17 protein-coding genes are annotated in these 25,298 nt (G+C 64.7%); 1 reads left to right on the top strand and 16 read right to left on the bottom strand.

All coding sequences use genetic code 11. From position 1 onward, the window contains the following. Positions 1-25: 25 nt before the first annotated feature. The 3 genes from M5G11_RS14650 to M5G11_RS14640 form a co-directional block, all read right to left on the bottom strand. Positions 26-1,249, bottom strand: coding sequence for a Bcr/CflA family efflux MFS transporter (locus M5G11_RS14650; protein ID WP_273910290.1), 1,224 nt, complete (start codon positions 1,247-1,249; stop codon positions 26-28). 160 nt (positions 1,250-1,409) lie between these two features. After that, on the bottom strand, positions 1,410-1,907 hold the full coding sequence (locus M5G11_RS14645) for a PaaI family thioesterase (RefSeq protein WP_273910289.1): 498 nt from the start codon (positions 1,905-1,907) through the stop codon (positions 1,410-1,412). A 96-nt stretch (positions 1,908-2,003) separates the two neighbouring features. Beyond that, complete coding sequence (locus M5G11_RS14640; protein WP_273910288.1) at positions 2,004-2,699, bottom strand: glutathione S-transferase N-terminal domain-containing protein; 696 nt, start codon at positions 2,697-2,699, stop codon at positions 2,004-2,006. A 156-nt stretch (positions 2,700-2,855) separates the two neighbouring features. Between M5G11_RS14640 and M5G11_RS14635 the strand changes: the two genes are divergently transcribed. Then, the gene (locus M5G11_RS14635) at positions 2,856-3,167 is read left to right on the top strand and encodes a cupin domain-containing protein (protein ID WP_273910287.1); all 312 of its coding nucleotides are present in this window, start codon (positions 2,856-2,858) and stop codon (positions 3,165-3,167) included. Positions 3,168-3,170: 3 nt separating this feature from the next. On the opposite strand, the gene M5G11_RS14630 is transcribed toward M5G11_RS14635, so the two are convergent. The 13 genes from M5G11_RS14630 to M5G11_RS14570 form a co-directional block, all read right to left on the bottom strand. Continuing rightward, positions 3,171-3,653 (bottom strand): DUF934 domain-containing protein, encoded by a 483-nt coding sequence (locus tag M5G11_RS14630; RefSeq protein WP_273910286.1) that lies wholly within the window; start codon positions 3,651-3,653, stop codon positions 3,171-3,173. Then, on the bottom strand, positions 3,641-5,323 hold the full coding sequence (locus M5G11_RS14625) for a nitrite/sulfite reductase (protein WP_273910285.1): 1,683 nt from the start codon (positions 5,321-5,323) through the stop codon (positions 3,641-3,643). The genes M5G11_RS14630 and M5G11_RS14625 overlap by 13 nt, the downstream gene beginning before the upstream one ends. Before the next feature lie 75 nt (positions 5,324-5,398). Further along, complete coding sequence (locus M5G11_RS14620) at positions 5,399-7,087, bottom strand: PAS domain-containing hybrid sensor histidine kinase/response regulator (protein WP_273910284.1); 1,689 nt, start codon at positions 7,085-7,087, stop codon at positions 5,399-5,401. Next, positions 7,071-8,234 carry an alcohol dehydrogenase-like regulatory protein ErcA gene (gene ercA, locus M5G11_RS14615; RefSeq protein WP_273910282.1) on the bottom strand — a complete coding sequence of 388 codons (1,164 nt, stop codon included), beginning with the start codon at positions 8,232-8,234 and terminating at the stop codon, positions 7,071-7,073. Before ercA ends, M5G11_RS14620 begins: the two co-directional genes overlap by 17 nt. Positions 8,235-8,374: 140 nt before the next feature. Continuing rightward, entirely contained in the window at positions 8,375-8,446 is a 72-nt protein-coding gene (gene pqqA, locus M5G11_RS14610) for a pyrroloquinoline quinone precursor peptide PqqA (protein WP_273910392.1), read from the bottom strand. Positions 8,447-8,533: 87 nt separating this feature from the next. Further along, on the bottom strand, positions 8,534-10,054 hold the full coding sequence (gene exaC / locus M5G11_RS14605) for an acetaldehyde dehydrogenase ExaC (protein ID WP_273910281.1): 1,521 nt from the start codon (positions 10,052-10,054) through the stop codon (positions 8,534-8,536). Positions 10,055-10,301: 247 nt separating this feature from the next. Then, the gene (locus M5G11_RS14600; protein WP_273910280.1) at positions 10,302-14,903 is read right to left on the bottom strand and encodes a hypothetical protein; all 4,602 of its coding nucleotides are present in this window, start codon (positions 14,901-14,903) and stop codon (positions 10,302-10,304) included. 76 nt (positions 14,904-14,979) lie between these two features. Next, positions 14,980-15,753, bottom strand: a complete 774-nt coding sequence (locus M5G11_RS14595) for an enoyl-CoA hydratase (protein ID WP_273910279.1) — start codon at positions 15,751-15,753, stop codon at positions 14,980-14,982. A 14-nt stretch (positions 15,754-15,767) separates the two neighbouring features. Beyond that, positions 15,768-16,895 (bottom strand): acyl-CoA dehydrogenase, encoded by a 1,128-nt coding sequence (locus M5G11_RS14590; RefSeq protein ID WP_273910277.1) that lies wholly within the window; start codon positions 16,893-16,895, stop codon positions 15,768-15,770. Positions 16,896-16,903: 8 nt separating this feature from the next. Then, positions 16,904-18,097 (bottom strand): acetyl-CoA C-acyltransferase, encoded by a 1,194-nt coding sequence (locus M5G11_RS14585; RefSeq protein WP_273910275.1) that lies wholly within the window; start codon positions 18,095-18,097, stop codon positions 16,904-16,906. A 17-nt stretch (positions 18,098-18,114) separates the two neighbouring features. Continuing rightward, positions 18,115-18,882: an SDR family NAD(P)-dependent oxidoreductase gene (locus M5G11_RS14580; protein ID WP_273910274.1), complete on the bottom strand. Its 768-nt coding sequence runs from the start codon at positions 18,880-18,882 to the stop codon at positions 18,115-18,117. Positions 18,883-18,892: 10 nt separating this feature from the next. Then, on the bottom strand, positions 18,893-20,548 hold the full coding sequence (locus M5G11_RS14575) for an AMP-binding protein (RefSeq protein ID WP_273910273.1): 1,656 nt from the start codon (positions 20,546-20,548) through the stop codon (positions 18,893-18,895). 128 nt (positions 20,549-20,676) lie between these two features. Then, on the bottom strand, positions 20,677-25,209 hold the full coding sequence (locus M5G11_RS14570; protein WP_273910272.1) for an NEL-type E3 ubiquitin ligase domain-containing protein: 4,533 nt from the start codon (positions 25,207-25,209) through the stop codon (positions 20,677-20,679). Positions 25,210-25,298 lie beyond the last annotated feature (89 nt).

Raw genomic sequence — 25,298 nt, 5'->3', positions numbered from 1 at the left:
CAGCAGTCTCCACGGGCCGGCTCGATCAGTGATCGGCCAGGCTGTTCAATTCAATCGGCAGGCCGCGAGTGCTCGCCCGTACCAGCACGGCCACCACCATGGCAGACAGCGCCAGCAAGATGGCCCAGTAGCCACTGCCCAACGGCGCAATGATGCCCGACAACGGCGTGGCGAGCGACGAAATGCTCATCTGCAAGGCCCCCAGCAGGGCCGCCGTCGAACCCAGCGCGCGGCTCTGCGAGCCCATCACCAGCGCCATCAGGGCCGCCTCCGCAATGCCCAGGCCGAACATTGCCACGAACATGCCGGCGACAATGCCGGCCAACCCTGCCGAGGTCAGCGCGCCGAGCAGCACCAGCAACGCCCCCAGCACCATGCAGCCAGCGCCCCACTGCGCCAGGCGTGCCAGGCCCTTGCGTGCAACCAGGCGGCCAGCGCTGAACGCACCGAGCAGCACGGCCACGCCCGTGGCGCCGAAGAGCAGGCCGAAGGCCTTTACCGACAGGCCGAAGTGGCTTTGGTAAACGTACGCCGCGCCGGCAATGTAGGCGAACAGGAAGAAGAACACCGCCGACAGGGCCAGCGCCGGACGCAGGAAGTTGGCGTCGCGGGCAATGCGCAGGTAAGTGCTCAATACATTGACCTGCGACCAGGCCAGACGCTTGTCTGCAGGCAGGGTCTCCTTGAGCACCCAGGTGGCATTAAGTAGCACCAGGGCACCGAGTGCGGCCAGGGTCAGCATGATCGCGCGCCAGCCATACCCGGCACCGATAATGCCGCCCAACGCCGGCGCAATCACCGGCGACAGGCCGATGATCGTCATCAGCAAGGCGAATATCTGCGCCGCGCGGGCGCCTTCGGCGACGTCGCGGACCATGCTCATGATCACCACGAGGGTCAGTGCACTGCCCAGGCCCTGGATAAAGCGCGCAATCAGCAAGGCATCGAGGCTGTCGGCGCGGGCGGCCAGCAGCGAACTCAGCACGAACACCAGCAAACCGACGAGCAATGGCCGCCGTCGGCCCAACACATCCACCACCGGGCCGAACAGCAACTGCCCTGCCCCAAGCGCCAGCAGGAACACCGTCAGGGTCAGTTGTACCCCGGCATACGAGGTGCCGTACTCCAGCGCAATGCTCGGCATGCTGGCCAGGTACATGTCGATGGCCGAGGGGCCCAGGGCACCGATCAGGGCCAGGGCAATGGCGAATTTCAGCGGCGGTGCAGGTGTTGCTGACGGGGTGTTCATGGTCTCGCATCCGGAAAAGGCTCAGCACCTGGAAAGCTGTGCAATTATTCGCCTACCGACCGGTAGGCTCCCAGGCCGAGCGAGACTAACCGGCGCATTGCGCAGGGTCAAGTATGCGAAGGAATCGGGGGCACGACGGGTGTCGCGCCCCGCAGAGGCATCAGGCGTTGGCGTGGGCCTGTTGCTTGAGGCGTTCGGTGTCGACGCGCACGAACACCGAGTCGGCGGTGACGGTCAGGACATCACCGGCCCAGACTTCGCAGATCACCCGGCTCTTGCGCCCGACCTCGCCTTCGACGCGTGCCTTGAGCACCAGCTCGACACCCATCGGGGTGGGCTTGAGGTAGGTCAGGCCAAGTTGCCCGGTGACGCAGTCGATACGTGGCAGGCTGCCCGGCTCGCGGCCTTCGGCGCGGTAGTGGTAGGCCATCGCGGTCCAGTTGGAATGGCAGTCCACCAGCATGGCCAACAGGCCGCCGTAGACCAGCCCGGGCCAACCGATGAATTCGCCGCCGGGCTCGTGTTTGCACACCACGTGGATGCCGTCGTCATCCCAGTGGCTTTTCAGGTGCAGGCCGTTTGGGTGGGCCGTGCCGCAGCCGTAGCAGACGCCTTGCGGCGCGGCGAGGTCCTGGAGAGAAAGCGATTCGCAGCTCATAGATATCCTTATTTTTTCTTATGGGTACTGTGTTGAACTTCAATATCACACCGACCTTGGTGGGAGCCGGCCTTGCCGGCGATAGGGCCCACCAGATCAACCGGGAATCTTCAACCCGCGCTCAACCGCCGGGCGCGCCAGAAACACTGCCAGCACCCGCTGCACATTGGCAAAATCCTTGAGCCCCACCAACTCCCCGGCCTCATAGAACCCGGCCAGGTTGCGCACCCACGGGAAGGTCGCGATATCGGCAATGCCGTACTCGTCCATGATCCACTTACGTCCTGCCAGGCGCGTGTCCAGCACCGTGAGCAAGCGCCGCGACTCGTCTACATAACGCTGCAACGGTCGCTTGTCTGCATATTCCTTGCCGGCGAACTTGTGGAAAAAGCCCACCTGCCCGAACATAGGCCCGATGCCGCCCATCTGGAACATCAGCCACTGGATCGTCTCGTAGCGCGCGGCCGGGTCCTTGGCGAGCAACTGCCCGCTTTTCTCCGCCAGGTACAACAGGATCGCCCCCGACTCGAACAACGCCAGCGGCTTGCCACCCGGCCCGTTCGGGTCGAGGATCGCCGGGATCTTGTTGTTCGCGCTCAGCGAGATGAACTCAGGCGTCAGTTGCTCCTGCGCGGCGAAATCCACCTTGTGCACTTCATACGGCAGGCCGATCTCTTCAAGCATGATCGACACCTTGACCCCGTTCGGCGTCGGCAACGAATACAACTGCAACCGCTCAGGGTGCTGCGCAGGCCATTTGCGGGTAATCGGGAACGCGGAAAGGTCGGTCATGAACGGGCTTCTTGGCTAGTCACGGAGCCGTTACTCTAGCGCTTTTCGCCACGCACCAGCACCCCGTCCATAGGCAATGCTGGCGTGCAGGTGCATGGCGCCGCCCGCGACGAACCGTTATGTTAGCGGTCACTTTCGCAGGATGCCGACCGCCCGATGAAGATCATTCGCAGTGCCAGCTTCACCGCCGAGCGCGCCTGGGGCGCCCTGGACATCGCCAACATGAATGGCATCACCACCCGCCTGCACTGGACCGACCAGCCGTACAAATGGCACATCAACGATGGCCAGGAAGTATTCGTGGTGCTCGATGGCGAGGTGGACATGCACTATCGCGAAAACGGCGTCGAGCAGTCGACGCTGTTGCAGGTGGGCGACATCTTCCATGCCGAGGTCGGCACCGAACACGTTGCCCACCCACGCGGCGCCGCGCGGGTACTGGTGATCGAGACCGAAGGCAGCGTCTGACCCCTAGCGGCGCCGAAACAACGGGCGCGGCTCGATCACCGAACGCCCATACACCACGCTCATGCCGCTGAGCCCCTTGAGCGCATCAGCCGCCGACTTGTCCTCACGCACCGCAAAACTGTCGAAGCCACACTGGCGCATATGGCTGAGCTGGTCGCGCAATACATCGCCAATCGCCCGCAGCTCACCCTGCCAGCCGAGTCGGGTACGCAGCAGATAGGCCTGGCTGTATCCACGCCCATCGCGAAAGCTGGGAAAGTCGATGGCGATCAGCGCCAGCACGCCCAACCACGGCTGCAGCGACTCGACATCGTCGTCCGGCCCCAGCCATACCCCATTGCTCGCGCCGGGTTGCGCCAGCCACTGCGCCAGAGGTAACACCTGCAAGCGTGCCGGCAGGTCTGCCTGCACCTCACGCACCAGTTGCCAACCGTCACTCTCCAGCAGCCGCGCCTGGCCTTGGTGCAACCCGATCATATTGCGCATGGTTCCACCTCCGGGGCGCGGGCATACACCCGCTCCTTGAACGGCTCCAGCCCGACCCGCTGCACGGTCTGCACGAACGGCTCGTCCAGTTCCCGGTAGGCGCAGTAGGTGGCGACGATCTGCTCGATCACACGGGGTATTTCCTCGGCACTGAACGACGGCCCGATCACCTTGCCCAGGGCACTGTTCTTGCCCTGCGAACCGCCCAGGGTCACCTGGTACCACTCGCTGCCGTTCTTATCCACGCCCAGGATGCCGATGTTGCCGATATGGTGATGACCGCAAGCATTGATGCAGCCGGAAATATTCAGGCTCAGCTCGCCCAGGTCGTGGATGAAGTCCAGGTCCTCGAAGCGCTGCTGGATGGCATGGGTGATCGGGATCGACTTGGCATTGGCCAGCGCGCAGAAGTCGCCCCCCGGGCAGGCGATGATATCGGTCAGCAAGCCGATGTTGGCATTGCCCAGGTCCTGCTCGCAGGCCAGCCGCCATAGCGCATGCAGGTCGCGCTTGCGCACGTCGGGGAGGATCAGGTTCTGTTCGTGGGCGATGCGAATCTCGCCAAAGCCGAACTGCTCGGACCAGTCCGCCACCGCCTCCATCTGCTCGGCAGTCAGGTCACCCGGCGGCGCCGACGGGCCGGGCTTGGTCGACAGGATCGCGCTGGCGTAGCCCGGCACCTTGTGCGGGTGCACGTTGCGCGAAGCCCAGCGGGCGAAGGCGCGGTCCATGGTCAGGTGGCTGCCGTACTCCAGCTCATCGTCGCCCTGCCCCTGGTACGCCGGCGGCTCGAAGCCTTCGGCGACGCGGCGGAACTCGTCTTCGGTCAGTTGCGCCGGGCCATCCTTGATGTGCTGCCATTCCTGTTCCACTTCGCGGGCGAAGGCCTCGATGCCCAACGCCTTGACCAGGATCTTGATTCGCGCCTTGTACTTGTTGTCGCGTCGCCCGTGGCGGTTGTAAACCCGCAGGATCGCCTCGACATACGACAACAGGTGCTGCCAGGGCAGCCCCTGGCGGATCATCTGGCCAAGAATCGGCGTGCGCCCCAGCCCGCCGCCGACCATCACCCGCAGGCACATCTGGCCGTAGCCATCGCGGTACAGGTACAGGCCGATGTCATGCATCATGATCGCCGCGCGGTCCTCGCGGGCCGAGCAGATGGCGATCTTGAACTTGCGCGGCAGGAACAGGAACTCCGGGTTGATCGTCGACCACTGGCGCAGGATCTCGGCCAGCGGCCGTGGGTCGATCAGCTCATCGGCGGCAACCCCGGCAAAGGCTTCGGTGGTGATGTTGCGCACGCAGTTGCCGGAGGTCTGGATGGCATGCATGTCCACCTCGGCCAGGTGCTGGAGGATGTCCGGCACCTGCTCCAGCTCGATCCAGTTGAACTGGATGTTCTGCCGGGTGGTGAAATGGCCGTAGCCTCGGTCGTAGTCGCGGGCGATACGCGCCAGGGTGCGCATCTGCCGGGCACCGAGGGTGCCGTAGGGAATCGCCACGCGCAGCATGTAGGCATGCTTTTGCATGTACAGGCCGTTTTGCAGGCGTAGCGGCAAAAACTCCTCTTCGCTCAGCTCACCTGCTTGAAAACGTTCCACCTGGTCGCGGAACTGCGCCACGCGCTCAAACACCAGCGCACGGTCGTACTCGTCATACTGATACATGGTCGGACCTCATCATCAAGGCCGCTACTATGGCGTTCGGGTGTACTGGGTTACAGATTCAGGTTGGCGGGATTACTACGTATCAGAAGCCCCGCCAGCCCCCAGTAGCTGGCTCAGTACAGCGCGCAACTTGCCCGGCTTTACCGGTTTGTTGAGCAGTGGCGCGCCCAGGCGCTGCATGGCTCGCAGGCTCTGATCGCTGCGGTCGGCGGTGATCATCACCACCGGAATGCGCGTGGCGAAATGCTTGCGCAGGTCGCGCACTACCTCGCAACCGGTAACCCCATGATCGAGGTGGAAATCGGCCAGGATCAGCTCCGGCGCCTGCCCTTGCAGCACCTGCAAGGCCGTCTCGCGGTCGGTCGCGGTGAGCACCTCGCAGCCCCACTGGGTGAGCAACGCGGCCATGCTTTGCAGGATACTCAGCTCGTTGTCGAGCACCAGCAGGCGCCGGCCCGGCAATGGGTCGCCAATGCCCGGTTGCGCCACGCCAACGTGTGCCGGTGGGCTGATCTGCTCGGCCGACAGCGGCACATCGATGCTGAACACCGAGCCCCGTCCCGGCCAGGAACGCACCGTCACCCGGCAATCGAGGATCCGCGCGATCCGTTCGACGATCGCCAGCCCAAGGCCCACGCCCTTGCGGTCGGCGGCGCGGCCGACGTCCAGCTGGTTGAACTCCAGAAAGATCGCCTCGATGCGTTCTGGCGCAATGCCGCGCCCAGTGTCCCAGACTTCCAGGCGCAGGTGCTGGCCGCGTCGTCGCGCGCCCAGCAACACGCGGCCCTGCTCGGTGTAGCGGCAGGCATTGCTGAGGAAGTTGCGCAGGATGCGCGTCAGCAGGCGCAGGTCGGTGCGAATGGTCTGCGCCCCGCCGCGCACCTGCAGGCCAAGGCCCGCCGCTTCGGCCACCGGCTGGAACTCCGAGGCCAGCGGCGCCAGCAGCTCCTCCAGGCGATACAGGTCCAGGTCCGGCTTGATCGCGGCCTGGTCGAGGCGGGAGATGTCCAGCAGGTCGGTGAGCAGGTCTTCGGCGCCTTCCAGCGCCTGGTGCGCACGCTCCACCAGCAGTTGCTCCGGCGCGGCGATCTGCCGCTCGCGCAGGGTCGAAATCAGCAGGCGCGCGGCGTTGAGCGGTTGCAGCAGGTCATGACTGGCGGCGGCCAGGTATTTGTCCTTGCTGCGGTTGGCGGCCTCGGCGGCATCGCGGGCCTCGATCAATTGATTGGTGCGCTCGGTGACGCGACGCTCCAGGTCGTCATTGAGTTGCAGCAGGCGCTCCTGGGCCAGCTTGCGCTCGGTGATGTCGGCGACAAAACCTTCGACCACGCCCTCTTCATCCGGGCGCAGCAGCAGGTTCATCAACACGTCGATGCAGGTGCCATCACGGCGGCGCAGCTGCGTCTCGTAGCCGAGCAAAGACTGCTCGCGCTGCAAGGCCTGGATGATATCGCGCAGCTCAGCCGGGCCACCGACGAACAGGTGCTCGGCAAGGTCGCCTCGCGCCAGCAGCAATGCCTGCGGATCGCTGTAGCCCAGCATCCGCGCCAGCGCCGGGTTGGCGCCACGCAGGCCATCTTCCAGGCTGGCCTGGAGAATGCCGTGGACCGCGTGTTCGAACAGCCAGGTGTAGCGTTTGCGTTCGGTTTCCAGCTCGTCCAGGCGGACCGCCAGTTCCGGGTAGTGGCTCTTGCGTACGGTGTGGTTGCTCAGCCCCAGCAACCCGGCCAGCGCGTCGGCTGCCGGCTCAGAGGGCCTCGCCATAGACCACCTCGACATCACGCTGGTTGGAGGTGCGCGGGTTGGTGAGGATGCACGGGTCGCCCATCGCGTGCTGCGACAGGAAGGGAATGTCGCTGCTGTTCACACCGTGCAGGCCGAGGGTTTCATGGAAGCCCACGGCCTGCTTGAGGGCGATCAGGTGTTCCACCAGGCGTTGGCGGATCTGGTTGTGGTTCAGGCCACGGCAATCAATGCCCAGGGTTTGCGCGATCACCTTGAAGCGATCCGGTGCAGCGCTGTAGTTGAACGCCACCACATGCTCGACCAGCACCGCGTTGCACAACCCATGCGGCAAGTCGAGAAAGCCGCCCAGGCTGTGCGACATCGCATGCACCGCACCGAGGATCGCATTGGAAAACGCCAGCCCCGCCTGCATGCTGCCGAGCATGATGCTTTCGCGCAGGGCGATATCGCCAGGGTTGGTGATCATCTGCACCAGGTTGCCGTTGATCAGGCGCATGGCTTCCAGCGCATGCGGGTCGGTCAGCGGGCCATGGCCGGTGGAAACGAACGCCTCGATGGCGTGCACCAGCGCGTCAATGCCGGTACAAGCCGAGAGGAACGGGTCCATGCTCAGCGTGGTTTCTGGATCAATCAACGACACATCGGGCACCACCGCCTTGCTGACGATGGAGAACTTCATGCGCTCCTGCTGGTTGGAGATGATCACGAACTGCGAGACGTCCGCCGAGGTGCCGGCGGTGGTCGGGATCAGGATCAGCGGCGGGCTGGGCACGCGGATGGTGTCGACGCCTTCGAACTCGAGAATGTGCCGGCCATGGGCGACCACGATGCCGATGCCTTTGGCGCAGTCCATCGGGCTGCCGCCGCCGACTGCGACGATCACGTCGCACTGCTCGCTGCGGTAGCGCTCGGCGCCAGACATCACTTCTTCGACGCGGGGGTTGGGTGAGACGTCGCTGTACAGGCAGTAGTCGATGCCCTGCCCTTGCAGGCTGGCTTCGATGTCGGCCACCCAGCCAGCGGCGATCACCCCGGGGTCGCTGACCAGCAGCACCTTGCGCGCGCCGAAAGTTCTCGCGTAGTTGGCAACATGGTGCCGGCAACCGGCGCCGAAGATGATTTCCGGGGAGACGAACTTGCGCAACTGGCTGAGGTTCGGGCTCATGGGCGGGTCTTCTTGTTCTTTTTAGGGGTGCGGCCAGACTAATGCATTGCCTCACAAATGCCTAAAGGCATCGCGGGACCAGCCCGCTCCCACAGGAAGGGCGCAGTGCAGGTCGAGCGATGCCTTTTCAAGCAGAGGGATCAGCGGTTGGCGAAGTACATCGTTACTTCAAAGCCAATACGCAGGTCAGTGAACGCAGGTTTTTGCCACATAGGTCCATCCTCTTCTGGCACCACAGGATTGCGGTGCCCTATTAATACACCGTTGGCGACACAGGTCGAATGCTACTTTGGAACCACTCAGAAGAAGCCCAGCGGATGAATGTCGTAGCTCACCAGCAAGTTCTTGGTCTGCTGGTAATGGTTGAGCATCATCTTGTGGGTTTCACGGCCGACCCCCGACTTCTTGTAGCCACCAAACGCCGCATGCGCCGGGTACAGGTGATAACAGTTGGTCCACACCCGTCCCGCCTGGATGCCACGGCCCATGCGGTAGGCGCGATTGATGTCGCGGGTCCACACCCCGGCGCCCAGGCCGAACTCGGTGTCGTTGGCAATCGCCAGCGCTTCAGCCTCGTCCTTGAAGGTGGTCACACCGACCACCGGGCCAAAGATCTCCTCCTGGAACACACGCATGCCGTTGTGCCCCTTGAGCAGGGTCGGCTGGATGTAATAGCCGCCGGACAAATCGCCTGCCAGGCGCTCGCTGGCCCCACCGGTGAGCACCTGGGCACCCTCCTCGCGGGCGATCTGCAGGTAGGAAAGGATCTTCTCGTACTGCTGCTCGGAAGCCTGGGCCCCGACCATGGTCTCGGTGTCCAGCGGGTCGCCACGCTTGATCTGGCCGATCTTGCGGATCACTGCCGCCATGAACGGCTCGTAGATCGATTCCTGTACCAGGGCGCGCGAGGGGCAGGTGCACACCTCGCCTTGGTTGAAGAACGCCAGCACCAGGCCTTCGGCGGCCTTCTCGATGAACTCGGGCTCGGCCTGCATGATGTCTTCGAAGAAGATGTTCGGCGACTTGCCGCCCAGCTCCACGGTCGACGGAATGATGTTCTCGGCCGCGCACTTCATGATGTGCGAACCCACCGGGGTCGAGCCGGTGAAGGCGATCTTGGCGATACGCTTGCTGGTCGCCAGGGCCTCGCCCGCTTCGCGGCCAAAGCCTTGCACGATGTTCAGCACGCCCGGCGGCAGCAGGTCGCCCACCAGCTCGGCGAACACCGTGATCGACAACGGCGTCTGCTCGGCCGGCTTGAGTACCACGCAGTTGCCGGCGGCCAGCGCCGGGGCCAGTTTCCACGCGGCCATCAACAGCGGGAAGTTCCACGGGATGATCTGCCCGACCACACCCAGAGGCTCATGGAAATGGTAAGCCGCAGTGTTGCCGTCGATCTCGGCGGCGCTGCCTTCCTGGGCCCGGATGCACCCGGCAAAGTAGCGGAAGTGGTCGGCGGCCAATGGCACGTCGGCATTCAGGGTTTCGCGAATGGCCTTGCCGTTGTCCCAGGTTTCGCTGATGGCCAGGGTTTCCAGGTGGGCTTCGATGCGGTCGGCGATCTTCAGCAGGATGCGCGAACGCTCCTGCACCGAGGTACGCCCCCAGGCGCCGGCGGCGGCATGCGCGGCGTCCAGTGCACGCTCGATGTCGGCGGCGCTGGAGCGCGGGAATTCGGCAATCAGTTGGCCGTTGACCGGGGAGCTGTTGCTGAAGTATTCGCCGCCCAGCGGGGCGACGAATTCACCGCCAATGTAGTTGCCATAGCGCGGTTTGAAACTGACAAGGGCGTCCGGCGAACCGGGAGCTGCATAGATCATGATGGGGCCTCTGCTGGTCCGGGCCTGACGTAACGACAGGCGATGCAGCGAGCTTAATCAGGCCGGAGCAGAGGACGAATGGTCCATTGGCAGGCAGTGCCTTGTCTTTTGGTAGTAGGCCTGTGCGCTGTGGCCGCTGCCAACAGGCTGCGCTGTAGCCGCTGCCGACAGGCTGCGCTGGAGTCCGCAAGGGCTCCCCAAAAGGGCGGCGCCCGCGTTGCAGGCGAGCGCAGCCTGCCGGCAGCGGCTACACCAGGTCGAGGAACAGTTTCGCGGCGCTCGCCTTGTCGATCCGGCTGCGGTACACCTCGATCACCTTCTGGTTGTCCTTCTCGCCACTGAGCCGATACTGCCCGGCATCAAAACGCTGCTCCCGGGTTTTCAGGTGCGCGACCACAAAGTCAGTGTCGGCCGCCTGCAGGCTGGCGTAGTGAAAGTGTGCATACCACAGGGGCTGCATGGCCTGGTCACGCACCACATATTCCTGCAGGTAATCCACCGAATACCCCTTGCGCGGCCGGCTGGCCTTGCGCGCCTCCAGCCGCGCGATGCTCACCTGCCCCTGGGCCTTGAGGTAGGCCACCCGCCCGACAGTCGGCGGCTGGGCCTTGATCATCTCGATACGCAAGGTGCGCCCCGCCTCGCGCATCTGTCGGGCCATGTCGCTCAAGGCCTTGGCCTGGACGGCGGCATCCTGGCCACCGGAAAGGCTGTCGGTGGCGTTGCTGCGGGTCAGCGCCTGCTCGATCTGCAAGCTCAGGGCGTCCAGCGGGCGGGCCCGCTGGGTGAGGATTTCCTCCATCTCCACCGGCACGCTGGCGGTACGCGCCTGCGCCCTGGCGCGCTGCAGGTGACGCGGCGCCTCCAGCAGCAAGCGCGCTGATTCCGCCAACAGTGCCTTGAGGTTGGCCGTCACCTGCGGCGCCTTGGCCGGCGGCAGCACCGGTTCCCAGATATCGGCCTGCACATTGTGGGTGTAGCGCGCCAGGTCAGTGTTCTCAATCGCCTCGGTGACCACCACCATGTCCGGCTTGCCGCCTTTGCCTGCACGCCGCTGGCCGACCACATAACCTTTGTTGCGCGTGCGGATGATTTCCCGCTTGGGGTTCAAGACCGGCCCTGGTGGCTCGCGTTGCTCTGGCAGCTCGCGAATCGACGCGGCCAGTTCGCTCTCGGCATCCTGCTGCAAGCTGACCAGGGTGTTCTCATAAGCGCTCAAGCGGCTGCGCTGATCGTCACTGCTGACCCCTTCGGCAAAACTGCGCAGGCTTTCCCGGGCTCCGGCATACAAGCGCGCGCTGCTGTTGAGCAGGTCAATACGCTGCTGATGGGTGAAGTCGCTTGCCCGGTCCAGTTCGATCTGCGTCTGCAAGGCCAGGCGCGCCGATTGCAATGAATTGAGCAGCAGGTGCCCAGCCCCTACCGTGCGATCCGATTCGAGGGTCAATGCGCACATCATGCGGATCTGCGTCGAGCGCCAGGCCTTGATGCCCGACTCGTTCTTCGCCAGGGCCTCCAGGCGCCCTACGAACCCTCCGCCCAACGGCGGTGTCGCCGCCAGCTTGGCCTTGAGCGCCGCGATCGCCTGGTAGCATTCGACGATCTCATCGGCCAGCGCCGCACTCTGCTTGAGCAGCACCACCAGACGCTGGTAGGCCGCCGTACGCGGATCGCTCAGCAAGGGGATCAGGTTGAGCGTGCCCTGCACTTCACCCAGGGCACGCATCTGCGTGGCGCTGTCGGCAAACTGATGACGCAGCGCGAGTACTTCGAGCGTCTGGTATTTGCCCAGGTTGAACAGGTAGATCGCATGGGTACGACTGAAGTCCTTCTGCGCCTTCAACTGGTTCAGCGCCAGGAAGTTCTCGTGCGCCTGTTTCAGGTCGTTGGAAAACGCCAGCAGGTGCGTCTTGTACTGCTTCAGCAGCTCGGCGTCCGGTATCTCCTGGGCGGCGATCTGCTCAAGGTCCTGATGCAACTGGCGCTCCTGCTCCACCCGGCGCGCATTGAATGCTGCATCCGCCTGCTCCAGGGCGAGCACCCGCAGCCGATTGGCTTCACGCAACTGCTCGACCCGCCCCTTCAGCGGCATGCCGCCGCGCAGCCGTGGGCGCACGTCAAACTGCCAGCGCTGCTCGCCGTCCTGACGCAGCCACGGCCCGCCGCGCCCGGCACTGTCGGTGATGCGCACTTCATCGGCATTGATCGACAAGGCATAGATGCCGCCATCAATCAGCGCCCAGAACTGCTCCTGAACCAGATAAAGGCCTTTCCATTGGCCATGGGGGATGGGCAGCCCCAGTTGCGCCACGCTCAGGTCACTGCGGAAGGTGCGCAACTGGGTCGCCTGCTCGGCGCTCAACCGTTGCCCCGCCGTTGCCCAGCCGAAATCAAGCCGGGCCAGCGCAGCGCCGGAAGGTGAAGTGCGCGCCTGCTCCAGCGCCCCGTCCTGTACCTCGACCACTCGCATCGGCACTGTCGACACTTCCGATGCTGGCGACAGCGCGCCGCCGCTGCGGTGAGTCCTGTAGGCGTACAACATCAACGCCAGGTTGAACAGCAGGTCCGCCAGCCCCTGCTGGTTGCCCACTTCGCTCGGGCGCTGCAACGCGGTCTGCAGCGTGGCCAGGAACTGCACCATCCAGGTCGCCGTGGCCACCGGCCCGCTGAGCAACGGCAACACGGTGTTGAACATCAGCCAGCCGAGTTCCTGATAACCCTGCCAGCGGCTCTCGCTGGTGGACACCGATTGGGCGCGGGCCCGGGCGATCAGTTCGGCGACCGTGCTGCGGTACAGGTGCTCAAGGGTTTGCTCGGCAATCGCCAGCATGCCCAGTTGCGCAGGTGCCGGCACTTCGGGTGGGGAAAACTCGTCGCCAAGGAAGAACCTGGCGATATGCGGCTCCTCGAAACCGCCCTTGGCATAGACCGCCTGGACCGTCTCATCCAGGCGCATGAGGATGTCGGCCTGCAGCGCAGCGTCTTCACAGATCTGTTCGAACAAGGCCTGGCGTGATTCGAATTCGAGCAACGATTGCCGATGCAAAGGGCGATACAGCAGCACCGGCTCGCTCTGGTTGCCCACGCCTTCGATCAGAAACGCATTGAGCGCCACATCCGCAGCCGCTCCCGGCTTGCGAATAAACGACAGCGGGCGCAGGCGCACGATGTCCTCGCTGTTGAGACCCGGGCGGGTCAAGGCGCCAATGCGTTTCACACTGACGGCGCTGATGCCGCCGGTCTTGCTCAAGTACTGTTCCATGGCAAGCAACGGCAACTGTTCGCGCAATTGCTCGATGAACAGATGCTCGCGACCGGCACTCTCGACCGGGTCATCCAGCAGCTTGGCTTGCAGCAACGCCGGGTAGGCGGCGCCGCAGTCCAGCCGGCTGACCAGGCCCTTGAGGTAGTCCACCGTCAACCAGGCCGGCGCCGCCCTGCCATCGATCCAGCGCACGGAAACGCTGCCGGGCCTGAGCGCCGCGACATTGGCCAGGGCGAACTGCTCCAGATTCAGCGCCACTTCTTTCACTGCCCCCGAGACCACCGGATTGCCGCCGCTGGCGGAGCTGGCAGCAGTCACCTGGCGGTTGACCACCTCGACCTTGTCCAGGTCCAGCACCCCGGCAGCGGCATGGTCAGCCCTGATGGCCAGGTGCATGGCGTTGCGGGCGAATTCATTGATCGGCAACACGCCGTGCAGGTAGGAGCGCCCTGCCGTACGCAACTGCACATTGGCCAGGCGGATCAAGCCGTCGATGTACTGGCGGGTGTCGGCGGCGCCGGCGTCGCGCATCCAGGCCGGCAGCGCTTGCTGGAACAATTGGTCGAGGTCCTTGCGGTTGCGCAGGCTGATCTCGATCAGTGAGGTGGCTTCATCGATCCGGCTGACCAGTGCCTCGACCGGGTCTTCATCTGCTGCGGCCGGGTGCTGCGCCAGCAGGTCGATCAACGCCAACTGCTGCTCAAGCAGCAAGCGCGCCTGGGCCTCGAACACCGACAGCTCGGTCTGGCACAGGTGCAAGGTGAAGGGCCCTGTCGCGTTGCTCTCGCCACCTCGCAACAAGGCTTGCGCCAAACCTTGGCGGGCATCAAAACGGTAGAGTTTGCCTGCCAGGGTGTACAGCAGCACCACCGTGCGGCCACGCTCGGGCACGCTGCGCTCGATGATCACGGCACTGGCCAGTTCGGGGTTCAGGTGCAGCTCCTGGCTGACATCCAGGCTCAACAGACGCACCTGGGTCTGCGCCAGGTTGGCCATCGGCGCGCGATGCGCAGCCGCCGGGAACCAGGCCACCGCCATCGCCGTGCCCACCTCCAGCCCATCCAGATCGCCAGCATCGCGCCCGGCCTCGGCGGCACGGCGAAACTGCGCTTGCAGATAATCCGTCAGCCACTGCCAGGGGGCCGAGCCCTGCTCAGTGGGGTTGAACCAGAATTCGCTCAGCGCCCGCTTGTACTCGTCGAGCAGCAAGGGCCCGCACTCGTTGATCAGCACTTCCAGGCCATGCAGATCCGCCTCTACGGCGTGCACCTGAAGGTGTCCGGTTTCGGGAAGAATGGCCAGGTAGTCAAGGTCACTGTCGAGGTTCAGTGCCTGTTGCCGACGGTAGCGCTCGATCAGCACGTCGGCCAGGTTGTCGTAACGAAAGCGCTGCAGCGTCTGGGTTCTGACCAGCACCACCCCGGGCACCATGGCACCGCCCAGGCGGCGGGCGCTCCATTGCTCCTGAATGATCCTGGCGGCGACCCCGCGCAAGGTCGGCCGGATAGCGAACTTCGGACCGACCGGGGTGCACAGCGAGGCACCCTGCGCGAGCTGCCCATACGGTGAATCGGCTGAACTCATGATGAGACTTCCTTAGCGTTGAGGAAGCCCGATTACACGTGTTCATCCGCCCGTACAGGCAGTACATATTGCGGGTTCAGCAGTCCTTGAACTGCGCCTCGCGCTTGTCGATGAACGCCGCCATGCCTTCTTTCTGGTCGTGCGTGGCGAAGGCTGCGTGGAACACCCGGCGCTCGAAACGCACGCCTTCCGACAGGCTCACTTCAAAGGCGCGGTTGACGGTTTCCTTGACCATCATGGCCACCGGCACCGACTTGCTGGCGATCACTGCCGCCACTTTCATCGCTTCATCGAGCAACTCGGCCTGCGGCACGATGCGCGCTACCACACCGGCCCGCTCGGCTTCCTCGGCGCCCATCAGGCGACCGCTCAGGCACAGTTCCATGGCCTTGGCCTTGCCCACCGCACGGGTCAGGCGCTGGGTGCCGCCCATGCCTGGCAGCACGCCGAGGTTGATTTCCGGCTGGCCGAATTTCGCGTTGTCGGCAGCCAGGATGAAGTCGCACATCAGCGCCAGCTCACAGCCGCCGCCCAAGGCAAAGCCCGATACCGCCGCGATGATCGGCTTGCGTCGATTGGCGATGCGGTCGCTGTCGCTGAACAGGTCGTCCAGGTAGATCTGCGGGTAAGTCAGCTCGGCCATTTCCTTGATGTCGGCGCCGGCGGCAAAGGCTTTCGCCGAGCCGGTCAGGACGATGCAACCGATGTTGCGGTCGGCCTCAAGCTGGTCCAGGGCCTGGTTGATCTCGCGGACGATCTGCGCGTTGAGCGCGTTGAGCGCCTGCGGCCGGTTCAGGGTGATCAGGCCGACCTTGCCCTTGATGTCCAACAGGATGGTTTCAAATGCCATGCAAACTGCTCCCTTCAAAGATTGCGCGCGATGACCATGCGCTGAATGTCACTGGTGCCTTCGTAGATCTGGCAAACCCGCACGTCGCGGTAGATCCGCTCCAGCGGGAAGTCGCTCAGATAGCCATAACCGCCCAGCGTCTGCAAGGCATCGGAGCAGACCTTTTCGGCCATTTCCGAGGCAAACAGCTTGGCCATCGAGGCTTCTACAAGCGCTGGGCGCCCGGCGTCACGCAGGGCAGCGGCATGATGCACCATCTGCCGGGCCACGGCGACGCGGGTGGCCATGTCGGCCAGGCGGAAGGCCACGGCCTGGTGCTCGATCAGCGGCTTGCCGAAGCTTTCGCGCTCGCGGGCATAGTCGCGGGCCACCTCGAACGCCGCCCGGGCCATGCCCACTGACTGCGCGGCAATACCAATGCGCCCGCCTTCCAGGTTGGCCAGGGCGATCTTGTAGCCTGCGCCCTCCTCGCCCAGGCGGTTCTCGACCGGCACGCGCACGTTTTCAAAGACGATCTGGCAGGTGTCCGAAGCGTGCTGGCCGAGCTTGTCCTCGACCCGCGCGACCTGATAGCCCGGTGAGTCGGTCGGCACGATAAAGGCGCTGATACCGCGCTTGCCGGCCGCAGGGTCGGTCACCGCAAAGACGATCACCACCCCGGCGTTCTGCCCGGAGGTGATGAACTGCTTGCAGCCGTTCAGCACGTAGTGGTCGCCCTCAAGGCGCGCACGGGTCTTCAGGCTGCTGGCATCAGAGCCGGCCTGAGGCTCGGTGAGGGCAAACGCCCCGAGCATCTCGCCACTGGCCAGCGGGGTGAGAAATTTGGCTTTTTGCAACTCGGTGCCGAACTTGAGGATCGGCACGCAGCCCACCGAGTTGTGCACGCTCATGATGGTCGAGCAGGCACCGTCGCCGGCGGCCACTTCTTCCAGGGCCATGGCATAGGCCAGGTAGCCCGTGTTGCAACCGCCCCATTCTTCCGGCACCAGCATGCCGAAGAAACCCAGTTCGCCCATTTCAGCGATGGCTTCCTTGGGGAAGCGGTGTTCGCGGCTCCACTGTTCGGCAAAGGGGCGCAGGCGCTCCTGGGCGAAATCACGGGCGGCATCGGCAATCTGTTGTTGTTCGTCATTGACCAGCATGGGACACCTCAGTACAGGCACTCGACGGCCATGGCGGTGGCTTCACCGCCACCAATGCAGATGGCGGCGATGCCGCGTTTCAGGCCTTTCTGGCGCAAGGCCGAGAGCAGCGTGACCAGGATCCGCGCGCCCGATGCGCCAATCGGGTGGCCCAGGGCGCAGGCACCGCCGTGCACGTTGACCTTGTCGTGGGGCAGGTCCAGGTGTTTCATCGCCGCCAGGGTAACCACGGCGAACGCTTCGTTGATTTCAAACAAGTCGACTTCGCCCAGGCTCCAGCCGGTGCGCTTGAGCAGCTTGTCGATGGCACCGATCGGCGCCGTCGGGAACAGTGCCGGGGCATCGGCGAAGGCCGCGTGGCCATGGATCACCGCCAGGGGTGTGAGGCCACGTTTCTCGGCCTCGGAGCGGCGCATCAGCACCAGCGCGGCAGCACCGTCGGAGATGGAGCTGGAGTTGGCGGCGGTCACCGTGCCGCCTTCACGGAAGGCCGGCTTGAGCTGCGGGATCTTGTCCAGGCGTGCCTTGGGTGGCTGCTCATCGTCGCTGACCAGGCGCTGTTCCTTGCCTTCGGTAACCTGCACCGGAACGATTTCGGCGGCAAAGCTGCCGTCCTTGATCGCTTGCTGGGCACGGGTCAGCGAGGCAATGGCGAAATCGTCCTGGGCCTTGCGGCTGAAGCTGTTGGCTTCGGCGCAGTCCTCGGCAAAGGTGCCCATCAGGCGGCCCTTGTCGTAAGCGTCTTCCAGGCCATCGAGGAACATGTGGTCGATGATCCTGCCATGGCCCATGCGGTAGCCGCTGCGCGCCTTGTCGAGCAGGTACGGCGCGTTGGACATGCTCTCCATGCCCCCAGCCACCACCACCTCGGCGGTGCCGGCCAGCAGCAGGTCATGGGCCATGATTGCCGCCTGCATGCCCGAGCCGCACATCTTGTTCAGGGTGGTGCAGGTGGTGCCCTTGTTCAGCCCGGCGCCGAGCGCCGCCTGGCGTGCCGGTGCCTGGCCGAGGCCGGCAGGCAGGACGCAGCCGAACAGCACCTGCTCGACACTGTTGGCGTCCACCCCGGCACGCTCGACGGCGGCGCGGATGGCGGCGGCGCCAAGCTGTGGCGCGGTGAGGGATTTCAGGTCGCCTTGCAGCCCGCCCATCGGGGTGCGCACGGCGCTGACGATTACGATTGGATCATTGGCGAGGGTCATGGGTCATTCCTCCAGGATTACTTGGCTGCCATGCGCAAGGCGCCGTCGAGACGGATCACCTCGCCATTGAGCATGCTGTTCTCGATGATATGGCGGGCCAGCGCGGCGTATTCCTGCGGGCGGCCCAGGCGTGGCGGGAACGGCACGCCGGCGGACAGCGAGGCACGAACTTCCTCGGTCATGCCGGCCATCATCGGGGTTTCGAAAATGCCCGGGGCGATGGTCATCACGCGGATGCCGAAGCGCGCCAGCTCACGGGCGGCCGGCAGGGTCAGGCTGGCAATCGCGCCCTTGGAAGCGGCATAGGCGGCCTGGCCAATCTGGCCGTCGTAGGCGGCGATGGACGCGGTATTGATGATCACCCCGCGCTCACCGTCCTCGCCCACCGGGCCCTCGGCCATGGCCGCAGCCACCAGGCGCAGCAGGTTGAAGCTGCCGATCAGGTTGACGTTGATGACCCGGCTGAAGCTGTCCAGGCCATGCGGGCCGTTTCGGCCCAATACTTTTTCCGCGCCGACGATACCGGCGCAGTTGACCAGCCCGTGCAGGCTGCCGAACGCGGCCACGGCAGCGTCGACGGCGGCCTTGGCGGCGGCTTCCTGGCTGATGTCGGCCACCGCGAAGCGGGCCTTGTCGCCCAGTGCTGCGGCTTTGGCGGCGACCGCCTCGGCATTGAGGTCGACCAACATGACCTGGGCGCCGGCGGCGATGAGCATTTCAGCCGTTGCCGCGCCCAGCCCGGAGGCGGCGCCGCTGACGATGAAGTTCTTGTTGGCAATCTGCATGACGGGGTCCTCAGGCGCTGGCGGTGTTGGCCAGCGCAGCTTCTTGTTGTTTGGCAATTTCCTGGTTGCGCAGGATGAAACGCTGGAGCTTGCCGCTCGGGGTTTTCGGCAGTTCGCCGACGAATTCGATTTCACGGGGGTAGGCATGCGCGTAGAGGCGCTGGCGAACATGCTGGCGCAACGCTTCGGCCAGCTCCGCGCTGGCCTCGACGCCCTGGCCCAGCACCACGAAAGCCTTGATCAGCTCGGTACGCTCAGGGTCTGGCTTGCCGACCACGGCGGCCTCGATCACCGCCGGGTGCTCGATCAAGGCACTTTCCACATCGAACGGGCCGACGCGGTAGCCGGAAGTGGTGATCACGTCGTCACTGCGCCCGACAAAGCTGATGCTGCCATCGCTGTTCAGCTCGACCGTGTCGCCACTGAGGTAGTACTGGCCAATGAAGGATGAGGTCGGCAAACCGTGGTAACCACCGAACCAGCACAGCGGCGATTGCTCGCGGTCCACGGCGAGAATGCCTGGTTGGCCGGGTGGCAGCTCGCGCTGCTGCTCGTCGAGCACCACGATGCGGTGGCCGGGGATGGCAAAGCCTGCCGAACCCAGGTGTACCGGGTGCTCAAGGCCGTGGTGGTTGCACAGCACCATGCCCAGTTCGGTCTGGCCATAGTGGTCGTGGATGGTCACGTCGAGGTTTTCGCGAAACCAGCGGATGACTTCCGGGTTGAGCGGTTCGCCAGCGCTGGACACCGCGCGCAGGCGGCCTTTGATCGGTGCCGAGAAGGCCTCGCCGGCGGCGATCAGCATGCGGTAGGCAGTGGGCGAGCCAGCCAGGTTGGTGATGCGGTACTTGTCGATCACCCGGCAGGTGCTGTCGACACTGAACGGGCCATCGAAGAAGGTGGTCGCATGGCCCAGCGCCAGCGGACCGGTGACGGCGTAATAGAGGCCGTAGGCCCAACCCGGATCGGCCAGGTTCCAAAAACGGTCCTCGGGGCGCAGGTCGATGGCATCGCGCATGTAGCCCTGGAAGGCGACGATGGCCCGCAGCGGTACTTCCAGCGGCTTGGCCGGGCCGGTGGTGCCGGAGGTGAACATCAGCAGGAACGGCGCATCCGCCGCCAGCAACACTGGTGTGCATTCGGCGGCGGCGTTGTTCAGGGCGCTGTGGAAGTCCAGGTCGCTGCTCGCCGCATCGGCGTCGACCGTGATGATGCGCGGGCAGGCCGAGACATCGTCCAGCTTGAAGCGATTCTGACGGTCGGTGACCACCACCTTGGCACCCGAGCTGTGCAGGCGGTGCTCGATGGCGGTCGGCCCGAAGGCGGTAAACAGGGGTTGGTAGACCGCCCCCAGGCGCCAGGTGGCGAGTACGCTAACCAGCAGCTCGACGGTGCGCGGCAGCAGCCCGGCAACCCGGTCGCCGCTGCCGACGCCCTGCCCTTTGAGGACATTGGCCAGGCGCGCCGCACGCGCTTGCAGCTCATCAAAGCTGTACTGTGCACTGGCGCCATCACGCCCCTCCCAGACCAGCGCAACGCGCCCGTCACCGGTATGCCGGTCGCAACACTCGACACAGGCATTGAGCGCCTCAAGGCTGCCCGCCAGCGCGGCGTCGGCCGCCTGCCGATAATTGAAGCTGCTCGCAGCAGCGCTGTAGTCGCGCATCACCAGATTCCTCGTTTCTTATTGTTGGAATAAAACGAATGGTCTGACGATAGTCGCGCCAGACGCCGGGCGGGACAATGGTCAAAGCTGTCAAACTGGATGACTGGTTTCGCCAGTGCCCTGAACGCTCAAGCATCGGCCTCGGCGCTGAGTGCCTCCAGGGTCAGGCGATGTGCCAAGGTTTCCACCGCCGTTTCGCGCTGGCTACGCAAGGCATTGATACGCTGCAGGTATTCGCCCTCAGGCAGGCCGTGCGGGTTTTCCGTCAGCACATCGAGCTGGTCCCAGAACGGCTGTTCCAGCTCGGCAAACTGGGTGGGGTGCTCATCGTGCAGGTAATCCAGCCAGAAATCGCGTGTGCTGATGTAGTGCGCCAGCTGATCGCTGGCCTCGGCCGCTCGTACTGCCTGCGCGGCGCGCTCAAGGTCGCCCGGGGTGACGTTGGCAATATCCCTGAACAGCATGTGGCTAGGCTGCCCCGGCAACTCGAGCTCGCGCGACAGCCCGGTGCGGTAGGCCAGGCTCACTTCCACCTCGTCGACCAGTTGTGCATTGGCCAGCCGTTGGGTGATCTGCACACGGGCCAGGTGCTCCACCCAATCGAGGCGGAACAACTGCCTGGCAAACCGCAGCAGTGCCCAACGCCGATTGCCGGTGCTGTCATGCGCCTGTGCGCGCAGCAGCAGAAAACGTACTTCGAGCATGCTGAAGGTCGAGCTGACACTGTCGACACAAGTCGTCGGGCTGCTCGCCAGGTCGAACAGCTCCAAGCGTATGTCAGTCGACTCGGCCATGCCTTCGAGCATCTTCCAGACCCGCTCGGCAAGGTACTCACGTGCCTGGCGATACTCTGCCGTCGCGGTGAGGTCAGCCATCAAGCGCAGAAAGTCCTGCGCGCCCCGCTCCGCCTGCAGGTCTTGCCAGAGGCCGGCGCGCGCCGTGCGCAACGACGCGGGCGCGGCGTCTAGCCACAACCGTCGGGCGCTCTCAAACGGTACATGCTCAGCCACCTCGACCACTACATTCTGCAACGCGAGCAGGCGCTCGCGGGCCCCAAGCGACAACGGGTTGTCGTGCAGAATGAACACTTCACGTACCGAGGCCGGTGCCGCAAACAAGGCCTCGGGCAGCTCATGGATCAGGTTGTCGCGCAGGTCGACGCTTTCCAGCCTCGGGTTTCCCAGCAATTGCTCAGGCACGGCCTGCAACTGCGTAGCGCGCAGGCGCAGCAGCCTCAGTTCAGGCAGCGTGCGCAGGTCCGGCAGCCTGCCGAGCGGGTTGCCATTGAGGTTGAGGATACGCAGACGGCTCAGGGCCAGCAGTTGCTCGACACCGGCGGGGCTGAACTGGATGACATTGCCCTCCAGTGACAAGGTCTCCAGAGTGCGCAGCGCGCCAAGGTTGGCCGGCAATTCGCTCAGGCTGCAGCGGCTGAGGTCAAGCCAGCACACCTGGGTGAAGGCTCGCAGGAAGCGCTCGGCGCGAGTTGCCAGGTCGGTCCCGGCCAGGTTCAGGTCCACCACATGGGCGAAATCTACCAGCGGCGGCAGCTCCGGCAGATCTGCCAGGGAAATATCATTGATGCACAGGCGGTAGCCCATCACGCTGCCATCCGGGGCATAGACCCTGTCGGCCTGACGGCGCCAGCAACGGCGCAACGCCTCGGCAATCCGTGTGCGACTGATACGGGTCAAGCGACTGGCGGCGCCCTGCCAGGCTGTCAGGGTCGCGTCGAGCTGGCGAAAGGCCGACTGATAGCGCATCAAGGTCGCCAGCGTGTTGCTGCCAAAGCCCTGCAACTGCTGTAGAAACGCTTCTACCTGAGCGTCATCCAAGCCGGGGAACAACGACCGCACGATCCCGGCAAAGGACGGCAGTCCGCTGTTGCGCCCACTGAGCGGGTAGCCCAGGTGCCCTTCGGGCGAGCGTTGCAAGGGGTGATTCAAGGCCCTTGCCGGTGGCAGGCCCAGAACCGTCGCGCAGCGTCGGCGTTCGCCCAATGCTTCGGCCAGCAGATCGCTGCGCATGCGCTGCGCACCGTCCAGCCCGGACCAGCCCAGCGCATTGCGCTGGTTGGCGGTAAGGCAGGCACTGATGGCGTCGAACAGGTCCGCAGGTTGCGCCAACTCGACGTCCAGCGCGTAGCCCTGCTCGGTATACAGATCGAAGCCTCCCGCCGTCTCGACCAGCACGCGTACGCTGCGAGTATCCACCAACGCCAGCTGGCGCTCGATCAAGCGACCGCCGGCCCATCCCTCGCGCAATTCCAGGCTCAGGCCGGCGGGCCATGCCGGTCGCCGGCGCAGCAGCCCGAGAACCAGGCGGGCGCTATTTGGGTGCATGCCTTGGCGCAATTTCAGGCCGATCAGCGCACGCCTCAGGCGGCATTCGCGCTGCGCCAGGCGCGCCGCTTCGGCCAGCTCCAGCGGCACGCGACCTTCGCTGACCAGGCGTTGCAGTTGCTCCGGTGGCGCCTGGTCAAGCAGTGCTTGCGCTGCGCGGGGGGTCAACCCGGAGAAGTCCCGCAGCAACAGCCCTGCCTGCGCGTCGACAATCGGCTGCTCCTGCACCAGCGCGTGCTCAAACAGCTCGCGGGCACGTGACACCAGCAACTGATCCGGCCAGCCCGTCGGGTCAGTTGGCAGGTCAAGAAGTTCCTGGGCATAGCGGTACAACGAGGCATCCAGTTCACTGGCAGGAGACCCGCGCTGCACCTGCTGGATAAACGCTGAAACCCGGGCATCGAGCTGGTTCAGCGCCAGGCAGTCGCGTAAGCCATAAGGCATGCGCTGCCCCTCTACCAACAGGCCCCGCAACAGCGCCTCGTCCACCCCGGCAATGCCGGCAAGCTGCTCGCACTCCAACGCACCCATGTTGCGCGCCAGGGGACTGATGCGCTGCAACAGCGGGGCAATGCCCTGCCATTGCACAGGATGCTCTCCCGGCAGGTGCCAGGCACTTTCACCGTTGTGTTCCAGCCAGGGGGCGTAGGCATCGGGGCGTTGCGGATGAAGGATCCGCCATTGATCCGTCGACGCGTGCCGCTGAACCTCAAAATGATGATCCGCGTGGGGCAACCATTGCCGGCCACCCTCGCTGAGCAGGCCTTGCTCGTTGACCTCGCTGCCCTCGGGGGCTTCATACGAGCGATACGGCTCGAGGTCCGCATTCCACAACCGCTGGGAGCCATCGTCACGCAGCACCGGTGCCAGTTGATCGACGAACACGCTGCGTTTGAGCAATGCCGTCACGGCCGCACCGCCGGCCGCCAGGGCGGCCATGGCCGTGAGGTTTTCGGCAAGGCCCAGCAGGTGCTCCAGTGCAGCGTGGCGACGTCCGTGGCTCCAGTCTTCGACGCCTTCATAGACTTCGCCAAGCATCTGCACCACCATCGACGCCAGCATGACCTCACCCAACACCGGTACAAACGAAGCCACCAGCCCGAGCAGGGTCAGCCCAGCCGTCTCGATCGCCTTCAGGCGCTGCTGGTATGCGGCCTGGTCCACCGCTGCCGTTGGTACTGCCAACTGCGCCGCATCGCTGAGGATGCGGGCCAGTTGCAATTCGGCCAGCGCCGTAAACAGTGGCTCGGACAACGCCACCCCCTTGGCATCGAGCGCATGCCGTTGCTCGCTGAGCATCAATTGATAGGCGGTGGAAAACGCCAGGCGCTCTGGCGGGTTCATCGGTTTCAGACACCAGGCCTGATAGGCCGGTGCTTGCAGGTCCTGCAGCAGCGCAGCGTCCAGTTCGGCCCAACTGCGAAACTGACGCAGCGGCCTGCCTGGGGCATTGGGCAGATACACCACCAGTTGCATCACGACTTGCACACCGGGGGGGAAACCCACACCGCCGGAGTACGGGCTGAGCACCTCGAACACGATCGCCTCATGGATGCAGCAACCCAGCAGCTGCAACTGCACGGGGCGGACCTTGAACCCTTCATAGCTACTCTGCTGCGAATCTTTGCAAGCCTGCAACAGCATGAGGTAAGCGCTGTCGTTCAGCTCGCCCTTCAGGTAACTAAAGTGCGCCTGCAACTCAAGGCTGCAGCGTTTGTCAGCGGCCAGCAAGTGCGCGGCCGACTGCCCGACAGGGCTCTGAAAGGTACTGAATACCTGCTGCAAATGCTGCTGATACTGCCCGCCCAGGTCGAGCGTGCGGCACAGCGCGGCAAAGGCCTCCGGCCTGGGTTCCACCCGCGCGGTCCCGAGCAGAATGCCGCTGCCGCGCAGATGGGCACTTGTGCTCATCTGCTGTTCAGTAAAGTTCTGCAGTGCCCGCGCCAGAAGCGCCTGATCTTCATTGAAAAGCGTATAGGTGGTGGGGGGTGGAAGCATGGCACCAACCATCATCGCCTGCCCCTTCAAGCGAACGTCGCGCCAGCGCGCCTTGCCGACATCAAGTGCCAGGTACAAATGCGCGCGCAATGCATCGTCCAGCAATGGTTTGGCAAAGGCATCCAGCGGCTGAAGGGTAAGCATCAATAGCTGCACCTGCGTTTGCAGGTCATGGTGCAGTGCAGCGCTGCGCCGCAGCATCTTCAGTTGCTGCGCCGTGGCAAGGCTCAGCCACAGCGGCATCTGCGTGGCCAGGTATTGGTCGATGGCTTTCGCGTCGGCAGGCAGCGACGAGCTGACTGCCGGAATCGGGGTAGGCATACAGGGAGTTCCAGGTAGGCTGATCAAGCCGCCAGCCTAGAACCCGATCACCCCCTCGGGCAGGTGGAAGCCCCACCCAAGTGCGCAAC

This window comes from Pseudomonas fontis, assembly GCF_028656955.1.
Classification (GTDB): Bacteria; Pseudomonadota; Gammaproteobacteria; order Pseudomonadales; family Pseudomonadaceae; genus Aquipseudomonas; species Aquipseudomonas fontis.
This window is presented reverse-complemented; position numbering and strand designations above follow the sequence as displayed.

What these genes read in the sequence shown, in the direction of transcription:
- M5G11_RS14650 (WP_273910290.1), bottom strand. Translation starts at nt 1,249, where the DNA reads ATGAACACCCCGTCAGCAACACCTGCACCGCCGCTGAAATTCGCCATT.
- M5G11_RS14645 (WP_273910289.1), bottom strand. Translation starts at nt 1,907, where the DNA reads ATGAGCTGCGAATCGCTTTCTCTCCAGGACCTCGCCGCGCCGCAAGGC.
- M5G11_RS14640 (WP_273910288.1), bottom strand. Translation starts at nt 2,699, where the DNA reads ATGACCGACCTTTCCGCGTTCCCGATTACCCGCAAATGGCCTGCGCAG.
- M5G11_RS14635 (WP_273910287.1), top strand. Translation starts at nt 2,856, where the DNA reads ATGAAGATCATTCGCAGTGCCAGCTTCACCGCCGAGCGCGCCTGGGGC.
- M5G11_RS14630 (WP_273910286.1), bottom strand. Translation starts at nt 3,653, where the DNA reads ATGCGCAATATGATCGGGTTGCACCAAGGCCAGGCGCGGCTGCTGGAG.
- M5G11_RS14625 (WP_273910285.1), bottom strand. Translation starts at nt 5,323, where the DNA reads ATGTATCAGTATGACGAGTACGACCGTGCGCTGGTGTTTGAGCGCGTG.
- M5G11_RS14620 (WP_273910284.1), bottom strand. Translation starts at nt 7,087, where the DNA reads ATGGCGAGGCCCTCTGAGCCGGCAGCCGACGCGCTGGCCGGGTTGCTG.
- ercA (WP_273910282.1), bottom strand. Translation starts at nt 8,234, where the DNA reads ATGAGCCCGAACCTCAGCCAGTTGCGCAAGTTCGTCTCCCCGGAAATC.
- exaC (WP_273910281.1), bottom strand. Translation starts at nt 10,054, where the DNA reads ATGATCTATGCAGCTCCCGGTTCGCCGGACGCCCTTGTCAGTTTCAAA.
- M5G11_RS14600 (WP_273910280.1), bottom strand. Translation starts at nt 14,903, where the DNA reads ATGAGTTCAGCCGATTCACCGTATGGGCAGCTCGCGCAGGGTGCCTCG.
- M5G11_RS14595 (WP_273910279.1), bottom strand. Translation starts at nt 15,753, where the DNA reads ATGGCATTTGAAACCATCCTGTTGGACATCAAGGGCAAGGTCGGCCTG.
- M5G11_RS14590 (WP_273910277.1), bottom strand. Translation starts at nt 16,895, where the DNA reads ATGCTGGTCAATGACGAACAACAACAGATTGCCGATGCCGCCCGTGAT.
- M5G11_RS14585 (WP_273910275.1), bottom strand. Translation starts at nt 18,097, where the DNA reads ATGACCCTCGCCAATGATCCAATCGTAATCGTCAGCGCCGTGCGCACC.
- M5G11_RS14580 (WP_273910274.1), bottom strand. Translation starts at nt 18,882, where the DNA reads ATGCAGATTGCCAACAAGAACTTCATCGTCAGCGGCGCCGCCTCCGGG.
- M5G11_RS14575 (WP_273910273.1), bottom strand. Translation starts at nt 20,548, where the DNA reads ATGCGCGACTACAGCGCTGCTGCGAGCAGCTTCAATTATCGGCAGGCG.
- M5G11_RS14570 (WP_273910272.1), bottom strand. Translation starts at nt 25,209, where the DNA reads ATGCCTACCCCGATTCCGGCAGTCAGCTCGTCGCTGCCTGCCGACGCG.